Raw genomic sequence first — 16,634 nt, 5'->3', positions numbered from 1 at the left:
GCCTAGGCGGTCGGTGCGTGTTCTTCAACGACGTCGGATGGCCGACCGGGTCGGGCTGCGCCCTGCACCACCTCGCCGCGCGGACGGGGCGTAGCCTCCCCGAGTCCAAACCCGACGTGTGTTGGCAGTTGCCGATACGACTCACGCAGGACACCGAGACCCGCGCCGACGAGGTGGAGATCCTCCACACCCGTGTCGGCGAATACGACCGCCGCGGCTGGGGCCCGGGCGGGCTGGACCTGGACTGGTACTGCACCGGCTCGCCGGAGGCACACGTGGGCACCGAGCCCGTGTACGTCTCCCTGCGCGACGAGCTGGTCGAGCTCCTCGGCGCCGAGGCCTACGAGGTGCTCGCCGCGGCGTGCGGGCGCCGGCGGCAGCTGGGCATCATCGCCGTTCACCCGGCGACCGAGCGCGCCGCCGGCGGGCGGGGCGGTCAGGACTCGAACTTGTAGCCCAGCCCGCGGACGGTGACCAGGTGCACCGGCTTGCCGGGGTCCGTCTCGATCTTCGAGCGCAGCCGCTTGACGTGCACGTCGAGGGTCTTGGTGTCGCCCACGTAGTCCGAGCCCCACACCCGGTCGATGAGCTGACCGCGGGTGAGCACCCGGCCCGAGTTGCGCAGCAGGTACTCGAGCAGGTCGAACTCCTTGAGCGGCAGCGTCACCGCCGCGCCGCGGACCATCACCGTGTGCCGCTCGATGTCCATCCGCACCGGCCCGGACTCCAGGACGCCGATCTCCTCGACCGGCTCGGCCTCGGACTCCGCACCGCGCCGCAGGACGGCCCGGATGCGGGCGATGAGTTCGCGGGCCGAGTAGGGCTTGGTCACGTAGTCGTCGGCACCCAGCTCCAGGCCCACGACCTTGTCGATCTCACTGTCCCGAGCGGTCACCATGATCACCGGCACGCTCGACGTCATCCGCAGGCGCTTGCACACGTCGGTGCCGGACATGCCGGGCAGCATGAGGTCGAGCAGCACGATGTCCGCACCCTCGGACTCGAAGCTCTGCAGCGCGGTCGGGCCGTCCCCCGCCACGTCGACCTCGAAGCCCTCCTTGCGGAGAAGGAACGCCAGCGGATCCGCCAACGAATCCTCGTCCTCCACGATCAGCACCCTGGTCACGGCACCTGGTCCTCTCCTTGTGAGACGTGCTCGGCGGCGGGGGTCGTCCCGTCGCCACCCGGCTCCACGTGGGCCGGGAGTTCGAGTGTGAAGGTCGACCCCGTGCCGGGGCGGCTCCACAGGCTGACAGCTCCGTTGTGGTTCTGCGCGACGTGCTTGACGATCGCGAGCCCCAAGCCCGTCCCGCCGGTCGCCCGCGAACGCGCCTTGTCCACACGGAAGAACCGCTCGAAGACGCGGGCCTGGTGCTCGGGGGCGATCCCGATGCCGCGGTCGGTGACGCGCAGCATCACGGTGTCCCCGTCGATACCCCGGGTGATCGACACCGGCGTGCGCTCGGGCGAGTAGTTGACCGCGTTGGAGACGAGGTTGGTCAGCGCCGTGACCAGCAGGGTCCGGTCGCCCTTCACCTCGAGGCCGGACGGAGCGTCGGTGATGAGCTCGATCCCCGCCGCCTCCGCCGTCGACGCGGACCGGCGCAGTGCCTCGTCCACCACGTCGTCCACGTCCACCGGCTCGGGGTCTCGGATCCGCTCGGCGCCCTGCAGCCGCGAGAGCTCGATCAGCTCGGAGACCATCTTGCCCAGCCGCTGGGCCTCGCTCGCCACGCGTCCGCCGAAGTACTCGACCGAGTCCGGGTCGTCCTTGGACTCCAGGAGCGCCTCCGCGAGCACGGCCATCGCCCCGACCGGCGTCTTGAGCTCGTGGGAGACGTTGGCGACGAAGTCGCGGCGGGCGGCCTCCATGCGGCGGTGTTCCGAGTCGTCGTCGGCGAACACCACCACGAACTGCTCGTTGTACTCGCCGAGGATCTCGCTGCGCCCGCTCACCGAGGGGATGCGCCGGCGGCCGGTGAGCAACTTGGCGGGCAGGTCGAAGCGCGTGGGCTCCCCGGTCGTGAACGTCGCCTGGGCGGCCAGCCACACCGGCTCCACGAGGAGGCGGTCGTCGACGATCCCCAGCTCCGCCGCGCGACGGTTGTAGAGGACCACGTCCTGATGCCGGTCCACCACGGCCAGCGCATATGGCGCCTGCAGGTAGACCCCCTGCAGCACCTCCAGCCGGCTCGGCCCGGCCTGCTCGGCACGGCGACGCTCGTTGCGCCGGTTGATCAGCGGGACGACGAAGCCGCCCACGATGAAGCCGATGACCCCGGCGACGATCGCGAGGAAGATCCCCAGACTGACCTGCACGGCCCCGATCCTACGGTGCCCCGCCCGCGCGCCCGAATCGACGAACCCCCGTCCACCGGCGGGAAGTCCGCAGGTGGACGGGGGTTCACGGCCCGTTCACCGGGCCTTCACCTGCGACGGGCCGTCCGACCGCACCGGGGCGGGGACGCCGCCGCGCGCGCTACTTGCCGCCCTGGTTGGCGACCGCGGCCGCACCGGCGGCAGCGGCCTCCGGGTCGAGGTAGGTGCCGCCCGGGTTGGCGACCAGACCGGCCTCGTCGAACCGGTACACCAGCGGGATGCCGGTGGGGATGTTCAGGCCCGCGATGTCGTCGTCCGAGATGCCGTCGAGGTGCTTGACCAGTGCGCGCAGCGAGTTGCCGTGCGCGGCGACCATGACCGTCTTGCCCTCCGCGAGCTTCGGCGCGATCTCGGCGGCGTAGTACGGGATGAACCGGTCCACGACGTCCTTGAGGCACTCGGTCAGCGGCACCTCCGGCAGATCGGCGTACCGGACGTCGCTCGTCTGCGAGTACTGGTTGTCCGCGTCGATCGGCGGCGGCGGGGTGTCGTAGCTGCGGCGCCACAGCATGAACTGCTCGTCGCCGAACTCCTCCTTGATCTCCGCCTTGTTCAGCCCCTGGAGCTTGCCGTAGTGCCGCTCGTTGAGCTTCCAGTGGCGGGTGACCGGCACCCAGTGGCGGTCGCACGCGTCCAGCGCGATGTTCGCCGTGGTGATCGCACGACGCAGCAGCGAGGTGTAGAGCACGTCGGGCAGGATCCCCGCCTCCGCGAGGAGCTCGCCGCCGCGGACCGCCTCCTCTCGTCCCAGATCGGTGAGGTCGACGTCGACCCAGCCCGTGAACTGGTTGGACGCGTTCCACTGGGACTGCCCGTGACGCAGGAGGACGAGTGTTCCGTAAGCCATACGCTCATTATGACCTGCCACCGGAGGACTACGGTGCAGACATGACCGCACTCGCCGGAGCCGACACCCCCGCACACCCCGACCGGCCGTGGACCGTGCACTACACCCCGGGCACGACGCACGACCTCGACTACGGCACCACCACCCTCATCGACCAGTTCGATGCCGCCGTCACCGCCCACGCCGACCGGCCCGCCACCGAGTTCTTCGGCCGCCTGACCAGCTACTCCGATCTCGGCCGCCGGGTCCGCCGCGCCGCCGAGGGCCTGCGCCGACTCGGCGTCCGGCCCGGCGACCGCGTCGCGGTGCTGCTGCCGAACTGCCCCCAGGGCGTGGCCGTCTTCTACGCGGCCCTGCGCATCGGGGCGATCGTCGTCGAGCACAACCCCCTGTACACCGCCGACGAGCTCGAGGGCCCCTTCACCGACCACGGGGCGAAGGTCGTCGTGACGTGGAACGTCGTCGCCGACGTCGTGCGTGATCTCGCGGACCGCCCCGGCACCCGGATCGAGCACGTCCTCGCCGTCGACCTCCTCGACGCCTTCCCCACCGCCAAGCGACTCGCGCTGCGACACCTCCCCGTGCCCGCGCTGCGCGCCTCCCGCGCCAAGCTCTCCCGACCGGCGCCCGGCACCCTCGACTGGGGCGAGCTCGAGACCGGCCCCGAGCTCGACTTCTCGCACCCGCGGCCCGCCGCCGACGACGCCGCGCTCATCCTCTACACCTCCGGCACCACCGGGACCCCCAGGGGCGCCGTGCTCACCCACGCCAACCTCGTCGCGAACGCCACCCAGGGTCGCGCCTGGGTCCCCGGGCTCGAGCCCGGCCGCGAGCGCTTCCTCGCGACGCTGCCCATGTTCCACGCCTACGGGGTGACGATGTGTGTGGTGTTCGGCATCGCCCAGGGAGCGCGCCTGCAGTTGGTGCCGACGCCCGACATGGACCTCGTCATGCCGATCTTCGCCAAGAACCTGCCCACCTTCATCCCCGCCGTCCCGCCGATCTACACCCGGATCCTCGAGGAGTCCGCCAAGCGCACGATCTCCCTGCAGGGCGTGCGCTTCTCGTTCTCCGGCGCCATGAGCCTGCCCGCCGAGCTCATCGAGAAGTGGGAATCCGCCACCGGCGGCCTGTTGGTGGAGGGGTACGGGATGACCGAGACCTCGCCGATCATCGTCGGCAACCCCATGTCGACGGCGAGGCGGGCCGGCGCGATCGGCGTGCCCTTCCCCGACACGGACATCCGGATCGTCGATCAGGACGATCCGTCGAAGGACGTCCCTGGCGGCAAGCCCGGTGAGCTCCTGGTCAAGGGGCCACAGATCTTCCGCGGGTACTGGGGCAACGAGGAGGCCACCGCCGCGACGTTCCACGACGGCTGGCTGCGCACCGGCGACGTCGTGGTGCAGGATCCCGACGGCTTCCTGCGCGTGGTCGACCGCATCAAGGAGATGATCGTCACCGGCGGCTTCAACGTCTACCCCTCCGAGGTGGAGGCGGTCCTGCGCACCGCCCCGGGGATCGCGGACTGCGCGGTGGTGGGTCGTCCCGCGGCCGACGGGGGCGAGCAGGTCGTGGCCGCGGTGGTCCTCGAACCGGGGGCGACGCTCGACGTCGACGCGGTCCGCGCGCACTGCCGGGCCTCGCTGACCGGGTACAAGGTGCCGCGCGAGTTCGTGGAGGTCGACGACCTGGCCCGCAACCCGATGGGCAAGGTCCTGCGCAAGAAGGTCGCGGAGCAGATCACCGCCTAACCGCACCGACCAGTCATCGAGAAGACGATTTCGCCCGCATCGGCCGAGTAGAAATGTGCGAAACGCTCTTCTCGACGAGCGCGCCCAGGGCGGGGCCGCCTACTCCGGCTGGGGCAGGTCCTCGGTGAGGTGGCGGAACGCGTCGAGGTTGCGCAGCGGCTCACCGCGCGAGACCCGCCACTCCCATTCGCGGCGGATCGACGTGTGGAAGCCGGTCTCGAGGATGATGTTGAAGTCGTGGTCGGCGGCCTCGAGCACCTGGCCCAGCACGCGGTCGAGCTCCTCCTCGGTGACCGCGATGAGCGGCATCCGGCCGACGAGGTAGATGTCGCCGTTGTTGTCCAGCGTGTACGCCACCTGGTACAGCCGACGATTGCGGCGCAGGAGGTACTTGTAGACCTTCTCGAAGTCCTCGTCCGGGTTGCGGCACACGAACGCCTCGACGCGCACGCTCTCCTTGTTCACCGTGAGATGGCAGGCGGTCTTGAGGCGCTTCTCCCCCGGCAACTGCACGACGAAGGTGTGTCCGTCGGCCAGCGTGGACTCGATCTCCCTATCCACGAGGAAGTCGCGGATCCGGTCCACGGTGGGCTGGTCGAAGTCGGGCTCGCGGGTCTCGTCGCTCATCGTGGGGCTCCTTCGGCGGTGGGGGCGTCGTCCCTCGTGTCTACTCGAACTTCTGTCTACGCGAATGACGCCCACGAGGGGTTCGGTGCCCGCGCCGCGGCGGATGGTCCAGCGGGCCGGGCACGGTCAGGACGTCAGCATCTCCGCACGCCGGATGCGGTCAGGACGCCGCCGCCTCTGCACGCCGGGTCCGGTAAGCGGCCATCGTGCCCGCGTACGACCCCAGCAGTCCGTCGGCCGTCGAGTCCCAGCTGAACCCGGACGCGTGCACCGGGGCGGCCCGCGACATCGACAGGCGCAGCTCGTCGTCGTCCAACAATCCCGACAACACGCGTGCCCACTCCCGCGGATCGTGCCCGTCCACGGTGAGCCCGGTGCGGCCGTCGGCGACGGCCGTCGGCAGCCCGCCCACCGCGGCGGCGACCACGGGCGTCCCGCACGCCTGCGCCTCGAGCGCGACGAGCCCGAACGACTCCGAGTACGACGGCACCGCCACGATGTCCGCGGCGCGGTACACGTCCACCAGCTCCGACGGCGGGCGCGGCGCGAGGAAGTTCACGCGGTCGGCCACGCCCAGTTCCTCGGCGAGCTCCATGAGCGAGCTCGGCCGGTCCATCCCGGACCCGCTCGGCCCGCCCACCACCAGCAGTCGGACGTCGCGGTGGGGTTGCGCGCGCACGATCTCGGCGAGCGCGCGGACGATCACGTCAGGGGCCTTGAGCGGCTGGATGCGGCCGACAAAGGCGATGACCTCGGTGCGCTGCGCCAGGCCCAGCGCGCGGCGGGCCCGCTCGGTGCCGCGCTGCGTGCCGGGCGTGTACTGGTCGAGGTCGGCGCCGGGCGAGACGACGTCGATGTCCGCCGGGTCGGCGTCGTAGAAGCGGACGAGTTCGTCGCGCTCGCCGGTGGTGTTGACGACCAGGCGGTGCGCGGCGTCGACGATCTGTTGTTCCCCGATGCGCCGGGACTCGGGCTCCGGCGTGTCACCGGCGGCGAGGACCGCGTTCTTGACCTCGGCGAGGGTGTGCGCGGTGTGTACGAGGGGCACGCCCCAGTGCTCGGACGCCACCAGCCCGGCCTGCCCGGACAGCCAGTAGTGGGAGTGGATGAGGTCGTAGTGGCCGGGAGCCTGGCCGGCCTCGGCGCGCATGACGCCGGCGACGAACGGGCACAGCTGCGTGGGCAGGTCCTCCTTGCGCAGGCCCTCGAACGGCCCGGCGACGATGTTGCGGACCAACACGCCGTCGCCGGCCTCCTCGACGGGCGGCTGGGAGGAGTGGGTCGCACGGGTGAAGATCTCGACCTCCACGCCGCGGCGGGCCAGCCGACGGGCGGTCTGCAGGACGTACACGTTGAGGCCGCCGGCGTCGCCCGTGCCCGGTTGGGCGAGCGGGGAGGTGTGGAAGGACAACACCGCGATGCGTCGGGGCAGCGGGTGCGCGACGCCGCGGTCGAGCTCGGAGACGGTCACCCGCTCGATTGTGCCCCCGCCCGCGCCGGGGTGCACGTCGCGCGGGGCGGGGTGCACCTCGCGCGGGGGGCGGGTGGGTGCCGCGGGGTACACGTTGCGGGGGCGGGTGGGTGCCACTGAGCCGGGACACAGCGGTGGTGCGCAGCCCTCCCGGGATTTTTCGACGACGACGAGGCGGGCATCCACTCCCCCGGCGGGTTGGCATACCCCTCGACGGGTGCGTCGGTATAGCGTCTGGCGCAGCCGTTATCAACAGCCACCACACGCGGAGAAAATCATGACCATTCGTCGGCTCGGTATCGCACTCGCCCTGGGGGCCGCCCTCAGCGCGGCATCGTGTTCCTCCGACGCCGGTGAGCAGGCCGAATCGGCCGCCTCGGACGCTGGTGCTTCGGCGGCGTCGGCGGTGGACGAGGCCGGTGACGCGGTGTCCGGGGCCATGGATGACGCAAGCGACGAGCCCACCGACGCTTCGCCGCAGGACCTGCTGCTGACGCCGGAGGAGGCGGGGCCCATGCCGATGCAGGCGGCCGATCCCGCGTTGTTGGCGCAGGCGGGCGCGGGGCTCGAGATGCCCGAGGGCATGGAGCTCGAGGTCGATCCGCCGGAGTGCGCCGACGCCGCCGACATGAACGCCACCCTCGCCGGTGACGTCTCCGGCGGTGGTCTGGCTGCGCTCATGGGTGGTGGCGAGGATGGCTCGGCCATGTTCACCGTGCAGGTGCTGCGGACCGGCGTGTCGTTCGACGAGTATAAGACCAACTGGGAGAGCTGCGCCGAGGTGCGGTTCTCCGGTCAGGCCCTGGGGATCACCGGCACCTCGGCCGAGGTCGACGCTCCGGAGATCGAGGGCGCCGACGAGGTGCTCGCACGGACCTCGGACACGCAGGTCGAGGCACTCGGTGAGGGTGGGCGCATGACGAACATCGTCTACCTGACCGAGGTCCGCGGCGTGAAGGTCCTCGCCGGCGCCATGACGGCCCCGGACAGCGGGGGCGAAATCGGCCCCGACGCCGAGGCGGAGCTGGCGGACCTCCTGACCAAGCAGGTCGAGAAGGTCAACAACGCCGGCTGACCCGTCCCGGCGTCAGAGTCCGCCGTCAGAGTCATGCGTCAGAGTCATGCGTCAGAGTCCGGCGGTGAAGGAGTCGAGCTCGGCGAGGAACTTCGACGTCTCCTCGAGAAAGGGCGCGTGGGCGGATTCGGCGAAGCCCACGTAACGGCCGCCGGGGACCATCTCGGCGTTGGCCTGACCGGCGGACGGCAGCACCACGCCGTCGTGCTCACCGTGGATCACCAGCGCGGGGATGCCCAGGCCGCGCAAGGTCTCGTCGTTGTCCACACGCCGGGTGAGCAACTTCTGGCGGACCGCCGGCGGGGTGGCGAGCGACAGTCCGAAGATCCGCTGGCCGCTGGTGCCGTCGCCGCCGCGCATCATGGCGCTGCCGAAGCTCGCCAGGGCGGCCACGGCCTTTCGGGGGTCCTCGTCGAACGCGCCGTTCGACGTCACCTCGATCATCGCCGGTCCGATCGCGCCGCCGGCGGAGCGGGAGACCGAGGTCACGGCGCCGCAGAGCACGATCCCGGCCACCCGGTCCTCGCCGCGCGCGGCCAGGTAGTCGGAGACCACTATCCCGCCGTACGACCAGCCCAGCAGGATCGCCCCGGCCCCCTCGCCGATGCCGGCGGCGTCGAGGACCGCCTCCACGTCGTCGGCCCACTGGGCGGCCGAGTCGTAGCCCGCCTCGGCGACGTCGGAGTGTCCGTGGCCGCGCAGGTCCATCGCCACCACCCGGAACCGGGTCGCCAGTTCGGCCAGCAGCTCGGGCCCCCAGCAGGCGCTCGACTGGGCCCAGCCGTGGATCAGCACGAGCGGGCGCGCAGCGGGGTCGCCGAGCACGCGGTAGGCGATGGCGGCGCCGTCCGACGAGACGGTGGAGGCGACGGTCTGGGTGGACGAGGGGGTGCTGGCTGAGGTCATGTCGGTCATCGTGCCAGCAGTTCCGCATCCGCACGGCCGGTCGCGGCCATGCGCCCCCACGCGACCAGTCCCGCCTCGACCCACGCGCGCCGTTTGGCCTGCGCGTGGAATCTGCTCGCTCGGCTTGCTCGCCCCGGCGGGGTTACGCGCCCGGACCGGCTTGCGCGTGGAATCTGCTCGCTCGTGCCTGGGTCACGCGCCCGGAATGGACCAGACCGGACGCGTAAGTCCGGAGCGGGTCCGGAGCAGGTGGGTCGCTGACCGTGCCGTTGCGCGCCCCGGAACCGACGGTTGCGATTATCGTGGGCCAATGGCTGTCACCACCACGCAAACGGACCCCGACGTCGTCGTCCGGGTGTTCTTCGACGCCCTCGCCTCCGGCTCGACCTCCGCCGCGGCCGAACTGGTCTCCGACGACGTGTGGTGGGCGAACATCGGCCTGCCGACGATGCGGGGAAAGCGGGCCGTCGTCAGCGCGATCGCCGCGATGCACCGCAGCATGCACTTCGGGGTGCAGACCCACCACCTCGCGGTGTCCGCCCCCTCGGACCCCACCGATCCCCGCTCCCCCCACGTCGTTCTGACCGAGCGCACGGACACGCTGGGCGTCGGCCCGTTCCGCTGCGACTTCTGGGTGTGCGGGCGCCTCGAGGTCCGTGGCGGTCTGGTCTGCGGGTGGCAGGACTACTTCTCCACCGCCGACATCGCCCGCGGCACGGTCCGCGGACTGATCGGGATGCTCCCCGGCCTGCGTCGCGGCTGAGTCGGCAGGCCGCGCACGCGCACGACCCGGTGTCGCCCACCTCCAGGCGGCAGCGGGGTCGCCGTCGTCATATCCCACGCGCCACTTCTCCCGCGCCGCTTCTCTCGCGCGAATCCTCCCTCGCCGCCTCGTCTCCCGCCCGGGACCGTCATCGCCCTCGACCGCCGCAACCATCGCCCCACTCGGCCGTCGCCCCTTACCCTCTAAGCTATGATCGAGCACTCCGCCGCCCGAGACCGCCTGTCCGCCCTGCCCGCCGAGACCCGCGTCGCCGTGGTGACCGGGGCGTCGTCCGGCATCGGGGAGGCGACCGCGCGCGAGCTGGCGCGGATGGGCTTCCACGTGGTGATCGGCGCGCGGCGCGTCGAGCGGCTGCAGGCGCTGGCGGACGAGATCGGGGGCACGGCCATGCCGCTCGACGTGACCGACGCGGACTCGTGCGAGGCGTTCTGCGCGGCCGTCCCCCGGCTGCACGTGCTGGTCAACAACGCCGGCGGCGCCAAGGGCACGACCAGCGTGATGGACGCCGACGAGGATCAGTGGCGTTGGATGTGGGAGACCAACGTCCTCGGCACGCTGCGCATGGTGCGCGGACTCATGCCGGTGCTGGTCGAGACGGGCGACGGGCTTGTCATCACCATCACCTCTATCGCCGCGATCGAGTCCTACGACAACGGCTCCGGCTACACGTCCGCCAAGCACGCGCAGGCCGTCCTGCACCGCACCCTCCGCGGCGAGCACCTCGGCCAGCCGGTGCGGTTCACCGAGATCGCGCCCGGCATGGTCGAGACCGAATTCTCGCGCGTGCGATTCGACGGCGACGACGACAAGGCGGCCGCCGTCTACCGTGGGCTGACCCCCATGGTCGCGCAGGATGTGGCGGAGATCGTCGGCTTCGTGGCCAGCAGGCCCTCCCACGTCAACCTGGACCAGATCGTGGTGAAGCCCCGCGATCAGCACTCCGCGACGCGCGCGCACCGGAGCTGACATCAGTAGGTGAGCCTGTCCAATCGAAAGGCAGGTTAGGCTATCTGACCTGGTAAAACGTCGGCGTTCGCCATAGTCTGGCCCCCTACTGAAAGGGGCCCGCCATGGCCAGGAACAAGAACACCTTCGTCGATCTCCTCTCCGCTCAGGTCGGTCACGAGTTCGCCGCCAGCCAGCAGTACGTCGCGATCGCAGTGTGGGCGGACGCGCAGGACCTGCCGCAGCTCGCCGGGCGCTTCTACTCGCACAGCCTCGGTGAGCGGAACCACGCGATGATGATGGTCCAGTACATGCTCGACCGCGACATCCCCGTCACGATCCCCGCCGTCCCCGCCCCGGAGGCCCGGTTCAGCGGCCCCGCCGACGCGCTGCGCCTCGCGCTCGAACAGGAGAAGCAGGTGACGCGGCAGATCGAGGACATGTTCCAGGCCGCCCGCGCCGAGTCCGACCCTCTCGGCGAGCAGTTCATGCTGTGGTTCCTGCGCGAGCAGGTCGAGGAGGTCGCCAACATGAACACGCTCGTCACCATCGCCGAGCGCGCGGCCGACGACTGGTTCCGCATCGAGGAGTACCTCGCCCGCGAGAACGACGCCTCCACCAACACCGGCACCCCGCCGTCGGTGGCCGGCGGCGCGGTCTGACGCACGCCCCACCGCGGTGGGCCGGGGCTCACCGCCGTGGGGCGGGACTCACCGCGGGGTGATCACGTCGTCCATCCCCACGCGGTCGCAGAAGCCGTCGTCGTGGCTGACCAGCAGCAACGCGCCCCGCCACCCCGAGAGGGCATCGGCCAGCACCTGCACCCCGTCCAGGTCGAGGTTGTTGGTCGGCTCGTCCAGCACCAGCAGCTGCGGGACCGGCCGCGCGAACAACCTCGCCGCGAGCGCCGCTCGAAGACGCTCGCCTCCGGAGAGTTCACCGAGTCCGCGCAGGCCCGCGTCGCCGGTGAAGAGCAGTCGCGCCGCGTGGGCATGCGCCTCCTCCGCCGGCGCCTCGGGGCGGACCGCGCGGATCGCGTCGACGACCGACCACTCCGGATGCTCGACGCGAAGATCCTGCGGCAGCAGGGCCCACGGGACGAGGGCGGCGTTGTCGTCGTCGCCCCGGTTGGCTCCGCTCGCCACCTCCGCTCCCCGCGTGCGGCCGGTCCCGCGCGACCCCGGCCCCGCGACGCCCTCGCCGAACAGGCGCCGCAGCAGAGTGGTCTTTCCACTGCCGTTCGGACCGGCCAGTCGTACCCGCGCCGGGCCGACGAGGTGGATCCGGCCGGCGACCGGATCGTCGGCGTCCAGCACGACCCGGCCCGCGGGGAGCCCGGGATCGGGCAGGTCGACGCGCAACAACTCCTCGCGTCGCACGGCGGCGTCGGCCTCGCGCATCCGCTCCTGCGCCTGCTCCACGCCCTTCGCGTGCGTGGCCCTGTAGCGTGCCGCCGACTCCTGGGCCTGCCGCTTGCGCATCCCCATGACGACCTTGGGCTCGCGCTTGTTCGCCTCCATCTTCCGGCCGTACCGCTCGCGCCGCGCCAGCACGACCTGCGCCTCGACCTTGTCCCGCTTCTGTGCGCGTAGTTCGTTGCGCGCCCCGGTCAGACTCTGCAGCGCGGCGGACTGCTCGGACTCGATCACCTCGCGGTAGTGCGAGTACGGCCCGCCGAACACCCGGCATCGGCCGCCCCGCATCTCGACGGTCGTCCCGGCCCGCTCGAGCAGTCCCAGGTCGTGGCTCACCACGAGCGCGATGCGCTGCCCGCCGGCGACGAACCGGTCGATCGACGCGAACAACCGCTCCCGCGCCCGCGAGTCCAGATTGTTGGTGGGCTCGTCGAGCAGGAGCACCCGCGGCCGCTCGAGGAGCCGCCCTGCCAGCGCGGCGAGCGTGCGTTCCCCGCCGGACAGCGCGAGCACTGACCTGCCCGGGTCCGTCGGAAGGCCCAACTCGGCGAGCAGCGCGCCCGTCCGCTCGGCGATCGACCAGTCGTCGGCGAGGCGGGCGAAGTCGTCGTCGTCGCCCTCCCCCGCCTCGATCCGCTCCAACGCCGCCAGCTTCCCGCCCACGCCGAGCTCGTCGGCGAGGGTGCGCTCCGCGGGCGCGTCGGCGAGCAACTGCGGGAGGTGGGCAACGGTGGGCGGCAGGGCGGGCTCGCCGGCGATGCTGATCGACCCGCGCGTCGGGCGCAGCTCGCCGGCGATGAGTCGCAGCAGAGTGCTCTTGCCCGCGCCATTGCGGCCGACGAGTGAGGTGACGCCGGGACCGAGGTTCAGATCGAGGCCGTCGAAGAGTGGGGTGTCGTCGGGAAACGCGTACGCGACGTCCGACAGGACGAGGGATGACATGTGTGCTCCAGGGAGGCGGCGGATGGGCCGGGGCTCACCTGGGGTCGAGCACTGTCCTCGGATCTCCTCGTCTCGAGCTCTCGGCCGTGCCCCTCGCGGCGCCGGTCTCCCGGGGTCGCGCCGTGCAACTGCCGACGTACGCCGAGCAGACTACACCCCCGGTCCCGCGGGCGGAACTGGTTTGGACGCAACCGTGGCGGTGATCCGGCCGGATCGGCACCAGGGGCGCGTCCAATTCCGCCCTGACTGCGACCATTCGTGGAAGGCCACCCGCGGGGCCACCGTCCTCGCGGGCACCCCGGTCACACCCCGGGTGCGGCGGGACAGGCAGGGGCCGGCGGGAGCCGCGGGACAGGCAGGGGCCGGCGGGAGCCGCGGGACGGGCAGGGGCCGGCAGGAGCGGCGGGTCGGGCAGGGGCCGGCAGGAGCGGCGGACTACATGAAGGCGCTGGGGGGAAGGCCCTCGCGGCTGCTCATGGGCAGCTCCTTCTCCAGCTTCTCCATGAAGATGTGCGACTGCACGGCGGTCCAGATGTTGTTGGTGAGCCAGTAGAGGCCGATCGCGATGGGGAAGTTGAAAAAGTACGCGCCCACGATCGGGAAGAACGGGAACAGGTACATCATGATCTTCATCGACTGGTTCATCGACTCGGTCATCTGCTCGGCCATGGACTGGAAATCCTGCGGCTTGTCCCCCGGCTTGGCAGCAGCGCCCGCCGCGCCGGTGGTGGCGGGCGTGGGGGCGGCGGGCTTCTCGCCGTCGATCTCGAGCACCTCACCGTCGACGACCGGGCCGCCGGCGCGCTCCTCGGCATCCACGCGGGCCAGGGCGGCCTGCTCGGCGGCCTTGGCGGCCTTCTGCCGGCGGAAGGAGTTCCACATGTTGATGAACGTCGCGATGCCGGCCAGCACGAACAGCGGCACGGCCAGCATGAGGATGTCCTCGCGCACCAGCCCGGGGTGCAGGGAGTCCATGACCTCCTGCGGCATGCGGATGTAGGACGCCAGGGGCACGCCGAAGATCTCGGCGTTGAGGAACGACGACACCTGCTCGGGGCCGAACGCCCCGTTGGTCATCTGCGAGGCCTCCTCGATGGACTTGCCGGGAGGCGAGAAGTTGAGCAGCACGTAGTACAGGCCCAGGAACACGGGGATCTGCACGAGGAGCGGCAGGCAGCCGGCCAGGGGGTTGACCCCGGCGTCGGCGTACAGGGCCTGCATCTCCTTGGCCTGCTCCTGGCGGTCCTCGGGGGACTTGCGGTCCTTGTACTTGTTCTGCAGCTCCTTCATCTTGGGAGCGAGCTGCGCCATCTTGCGCATGGAGTACTGCTGCCGCCACATGGACCGCAGGAGCAGCAGGCGCACGGTCACCACCAGCAGGAGCACGGAGCCCACCCAGGCGACGCCCGAGTCGGGGTCCACCACGAAGCTCAGCGCCCAGTGCCAGAACTTCATGACGAGCGACACCGGATACGCGAACAGGTCCACGGGCGATTCTCCAGGGAAAACGGCGGCGCCGGGCGGGCGCACGGGGGCGTGACGAGCTTAGAAGGCCTGGGACCAGCGTGCCAGGGACGACCGGCGCGCCGGGCGGCGGGGTTGTCATGGCGCTGCCCTGCGGGTGCCGGGGCTCACCCGCGCCGGAGCCCACCCCGCGGCTGGCGGCGGCATCCCACGGCCGGGCGGACCGGTCAGATGTGGCAGCCCACCCACACGGGCTCGGGGTGCAGCTCCACTCCGAACGCCTCCCGCACGCCGTCGCGCACCTCGCGCGCCAGCGCGATGATGTCGTCGGAGGTGGCCGCGCCCCTGTTGGTCAGCGCGAGCGTGTGCTTGGTGGACAGGCGGGCGGGGGACGACGACGAAGGGTGTCCCTTGCCGAATCCGGCCCGCTCTATGAGCCAGCCCGCGGAGAGCTTGACCCCGCCGGGCGCGGAGAAGGCGGGCATCTGCTCGGCCGGGCCGGACCCCAGACGGGCGGCCACCCGGGACCGCACCGTGGGGAGTTCGTCCTCGCGAATCACCGGGTTGGTGAAGAAGGACCCCGCGGACCAGGTGTCCTCGTCGTCGTCGTCGAGCACCATCCCCTTGCCGCGCCGCAGCTCCAGCACGGTACGCCGCACGACGGCGGGGTCGGTCCGCTCGCCCGGCGTCACGCCGAGGCGGCCGGCGAGCTCGGCGTACCGGATCGGCTCGCTGCGCCCCGCGGGGTCGAGTCGGAGCTCCACCTCGAGCACCACGGCGCGGTCGGTGTTCTTCAGGACCGACGTGCGGTAGGCCAGCCCCAGGGCCTCCGGGGTCACCCACTCATCGACGCCGGTCGCGCGGTCATACCACCGCACGCGGTGCAGGATCTGGGCGACCTCCACGCCGTACGCGCCGACGTTCTGCACGGGCGTCGCGCCGACGGACCCGGGGATTCCGGACAGGCACTCCAGCCCCCCGTACCCGCGGCCGACGGTGTCGACGACGAGGTCGTCCCAGGTCAGCCCGGCACCGGCGCGCACGACGAGACGGCCCTCGTCGGCGCCGGCGAGGTACTCGACCTCCCGGTTCCGCACGGCCACCACCACCAGGTCGAGGTCACCACCGGCGACCACCAGGTTGGACCCGCCGCCCAGCACCAGCACCGGGACCTCGGCGGCGTCGAGGGCGCGCACGGCGGCGACCACCGCCTCGGGCGTCGCGCACTCGAGCAGCGCTCGCGGACGGCCACCGATGCGCAGGGTCGTCAGGTCGGCCAGCCGCGCGCCGGCGGTCGCGGTGATGCCGGCGGCGCGGGTCAGCTCGGCGACGACCGGGTCGGCGGGGTGCGGCGCGGAGGTTCCGGCGGACCGCTGCGCGGCCGGGTGCACGGGGTCGGACGGGGGCGGGTTCACACGCCCGAGGGTAACCGGCGCTTGTAGGGTCGGACCCCATGGCGACCCGCTTCTCCCACAACGCCCGTATCGACGCCCCCATCGAGACCGTGTACTCGGCCTACGGCAGCGAGGAGTACTGGCGCGAGCGACTCCTGGCGGTGGGGACCGACAAGGACAGCCTCGACGACTTCGCCTCTACCGCGGACGGCGTCCGCGTGACCATCACGCAGCACATCCCGGAGGACGACATCCCCGACTCGGCCCGCAGGTTCCTGCCGGGCGAACTGACCATCGTGCGCACCAGCACCTACTCCGGCTTCGACGGTCGGACGTTCACCGGATCCGCGCGCGCCGAGGCGGCGGGTGGGCTGGGGCTCATCAGCGGCGACGCGACCGCAGTGGACCGGGACGGCGCCGCCGAGGAGTCGGTGTCCGGGCAGGTCAAGGTGTCGGTACCGCTGCTCGGCGGCAAGCTCGAGAAGATGGTGGTCTCGCACCTGGACCGGCTGTTCGAGGCCGAGTACCGGCACCTCAACCGCTGGACCGCCGCCCGCTGACCCACCGCCCGCACGCCCCCGCCCGGCGAAGTGGGTGCTGCACGCCGACGCCTTTTCGGTGACAATCGGAA

At 71.6% G+C, this 16,634-nt stretch carries 16 protein-coding genes; 7 read left to right on the top strand and 9 right to left on the bottom strand.

All coding sequences use genetic code 11. The annotated features are described in order from the left end of the window. On the top strand, positions 1 to 455 hold a 455-nt coding region (locus tag DPA01S_RS17010), incomplete at its 5' end, for a DUF3109 family protein (RefSeq protein WP_501161678.1). Here the strand turns inward: DPA01S_RS17010 and DPA01S_RS08360 are convergent. From DPA01S_RS08360 to DPA01S_RS08350, 3 genes are all read right to left on the bottom strand, one after another. Further along, on the bottom strand, positions 437 to 1,126 hold the full coding sequence (locus tag DPA01S_RS08360; protein WP_061915403.1) for a response regulator: 690 nt from the start codon (positions 1,124 to 1,126) through the stop codon (positions 437 to 439). The genes DPA01S_RS17010 and DPA01S_RS08360 overlap by 19 nt on opposite strands. Then, positions 1,123 to 2,319, bottom strand: coding sequence for a sensor histidine kinase (locus DPA01S_RS08355; RefSeq protein ID WP_061915400.1), 1,197 nt, complete (start codon positions 2,317 to 2,319; stop codon positions 1,123 to 1,125). Before DPA01S_RS08355 ends, DPA01S_RS08360 begins: the two co-directional genes overlap by 4 nt. Before the next feature lie 160 nt (positions 2,320 to 2,479). Continuing rightward, the gene (locus DPA01S_RS08350; RefSeq protein ID WP_061915397.1) at positions 2,480 to 3,226 is read right to left on the bottom strand and encodes a phosphoglyceromutase; all 747 of its coding nucleotides are present in this window, start codon (positions 3,224 to 3,226) and stop codon (positions 2,480 to 2,482) included. Positions 3,227 to 3,267: 41 nt separating this feature from the next. Here DPA01S_RS08350 and DPA01S_RS08345 point away from each other — a divergent pair, with 41 nt between their 5' ends. Next, positions 3,268 to 4,980: a long-chain-fatty-acid--CoA ligase gene (locus tag DPA01S_RS08345; protein WP_061915394.1), complete on the top strand. Its 1,713-nt coding sequence runs from the start codon at positions 3,268 to 3,270 to the stop codon at positions 4,978 to 4,980. A gap of 99 nt (positions 4,981 to 5,079) precedes the next feature. Here DPA01S_RS08345 and DPA01S_RS08340 read toward each other — a convergent pair whose 3' ends face one another. After that, complete coding sequence (locus DPA01S_RS08340) at positions 5,080 to 5,607, bottom strand: type III secretion system chaperone family protein (RefSeq protein WP_232303069.1); 528 nt, start codon at positions 5,605 to 5,607, stop codon at positions 5,080 to 5,082. A 160-nt stretch (positions 5,608 to 5,767) separates the two neighbouring features. Next, a complete protein-coding gene (gene mshA / locus DPA01S_RS08335; protein ID WP_061915409.1) occupies positions 5,768 to 7,078 on the bottom strand; it encodes a D-inositol-3-phosphate glycosyltransferase in 1,311 nt (436 codons plus the stop codon). A gap of 277 nt (positions 7,079 to 7,355) precedes the next feature. On the opposite strand from mshA, the gene DPA01S_RS08330 reads away from it, so the two are divergent. After that, positions 7,356 to 8,153, top strand: coding sequence for a DUF5642 family protein (locus tag DPA01S_RS08330; RefSeq protein ID WP_061915391.1), 798 nt, complete (start codon positions 7,356 to 7,358; stop codon positions 8,151 to 8,153). Positions 8,154 to 8,204: 51 nt separating this feature from the next. Here the strand turns inward: DPA01S_RS08330 and DPA01S_RS08325 are convergent, their stop codons facing one another. Beyond that, the gene (locus DPA01S_RS08325) at positions 8,205 to 9,059 is read right to left on the bottom strand and encodes an alpha/beta fold hydrolase (protein WP_061915406.1); all 855 of its coding nucleotides are present in this window, start codon (positions 9,057 to 9,059) and stop codon (positions 8,205 to 8,207) included. A gap of 310 nt (positions 9,060 to 9,369) precedes the next feature. Here DPA01S_RS08325 and DPA01S_RS08320 point away from each other — a divergent pair, with 310 nt between their 5' ends. From DPA01S_RS08320 to DPA01S_RS08310, 3 genes are all read left to right on the top strand, one after another. Next, a complete protein-coding gene (locus tag DPA01S_RS08320; protein WP_061227977.1) occupies positions 9,370 to 9,822 on the top strand; it encodes a limonene-1,2-epoxide hydrolase family protein in 453 nt (150 codons plus the stop codon). Between the two features lie 210 nt (positions 9,823 to 10,032). Further along, complete coding sequence (locus DPA01S_RS08315) at positions 10,033 to 10,809, top strand: SDR family NAD(P)-dependent oxidoreductase (protein WP_061915388.1); 777 nt, start codon at positions 10,033 to 10,035, stop codon at positions 10,807 to 10,809. Positions 10,810 to 10,913: 104 nt separating this feature from the next. Further along, the gene (locus tag DPA01S_RS08310) at positions 10,914 to 11,450 is read left to right on the top strand and encodes a ferritin (protein WP_007632120.1); all 537 of its coding nucleotides are present in this window, start codon (positions 10,914 to 10,916) and stop codon (positions 11,448 to 11,450) included. A 48-nt stretch (positions 11,451 to 11,498) separates the two neighbouring features. On the opposite strand, the gene DPA01S_RS08305 is transcribed toward DPA01S_RS08310, so the two are convergent. The 3 genes from DPA01S_RS08305 to DPA01S_RS08295 all read right to left on the bottom strand — a co-directional run bounded on the left by DPA01S_RS08305 (position 11,499) and on the right by DPA01S_RS08295 (position 15,913). Next, complete coding sequence (locus DPA01S_RS08305) at positions 11,499 to 13,145, bottom strand: ATP-binding cassette domain-containing protein (protein ID WP_061915385.1); 1,647 nt, start codon at positions 13,143 to 13,145, stop codon at positions 11,499 to 11,501. A gap of 435 nt (positions 13,146 to 13,580) precedes the next feature. Beyond that, complete coding sequence (yidC, locus tag DPA01S_RS08300; RefSeq protein WP_061915383.1) at positions 13,581 to 14,633, bottom strand: membrane protein insertase YidC; 1,053 nt, start codon at positions 14,631 to 14,633, stop codon at positions 13,581 to 13,583. A gap of 203 nt (positions 14,634 to 14,836) precedes the next feature. Further along, positions 14,837 to 15,913 (bottom strand): UDP-N-acetylmuramate dehydrogenase, encoded by a 1,077-nt coding sequence (locus tag DPA01S_RS08295; RefSeq protein WP_061228010.1) that lies wholly within the window; start codon positions 15,911 to 15,913, stop codon positions 14,837 to 14,839. Between the two features lie 149 nt (positions 15,914 to 16,062). On the opposite strand from DPA01S_RS08295, the gene DPA01S_RS08290 reads away from it, so the two are divergent. Then, the gene (locus DPA01S_RS08290; RefSeq protein ID WP_061227973.1) at positions 16,063 to 16,563 is read left to right on the top strand and encodes a DUF2505 domain-containing protein; all 501 of its coding nucleotides are present in this window, start codon (positions 16,063 to 16,065) and stop codon (positions 16,561 to 16,563) included. The last annotated feature ends 71 nt before the right edge of the window (positions 16,564 to 16,634 follow it).

This window comes from Dietzia papillomatosis NBRC 105045 (assembly GCF_001570845.1).
Classification (GTDB): Bacteria; Actinomycetota; Actinomycetes; order Mycobacteriales; family Mycobacteriaceae; genus Dietzia; species Dietzia cinnamea.
This window is presented reverse-complemented; position numbering and strand designations above follow the sequence as displayed.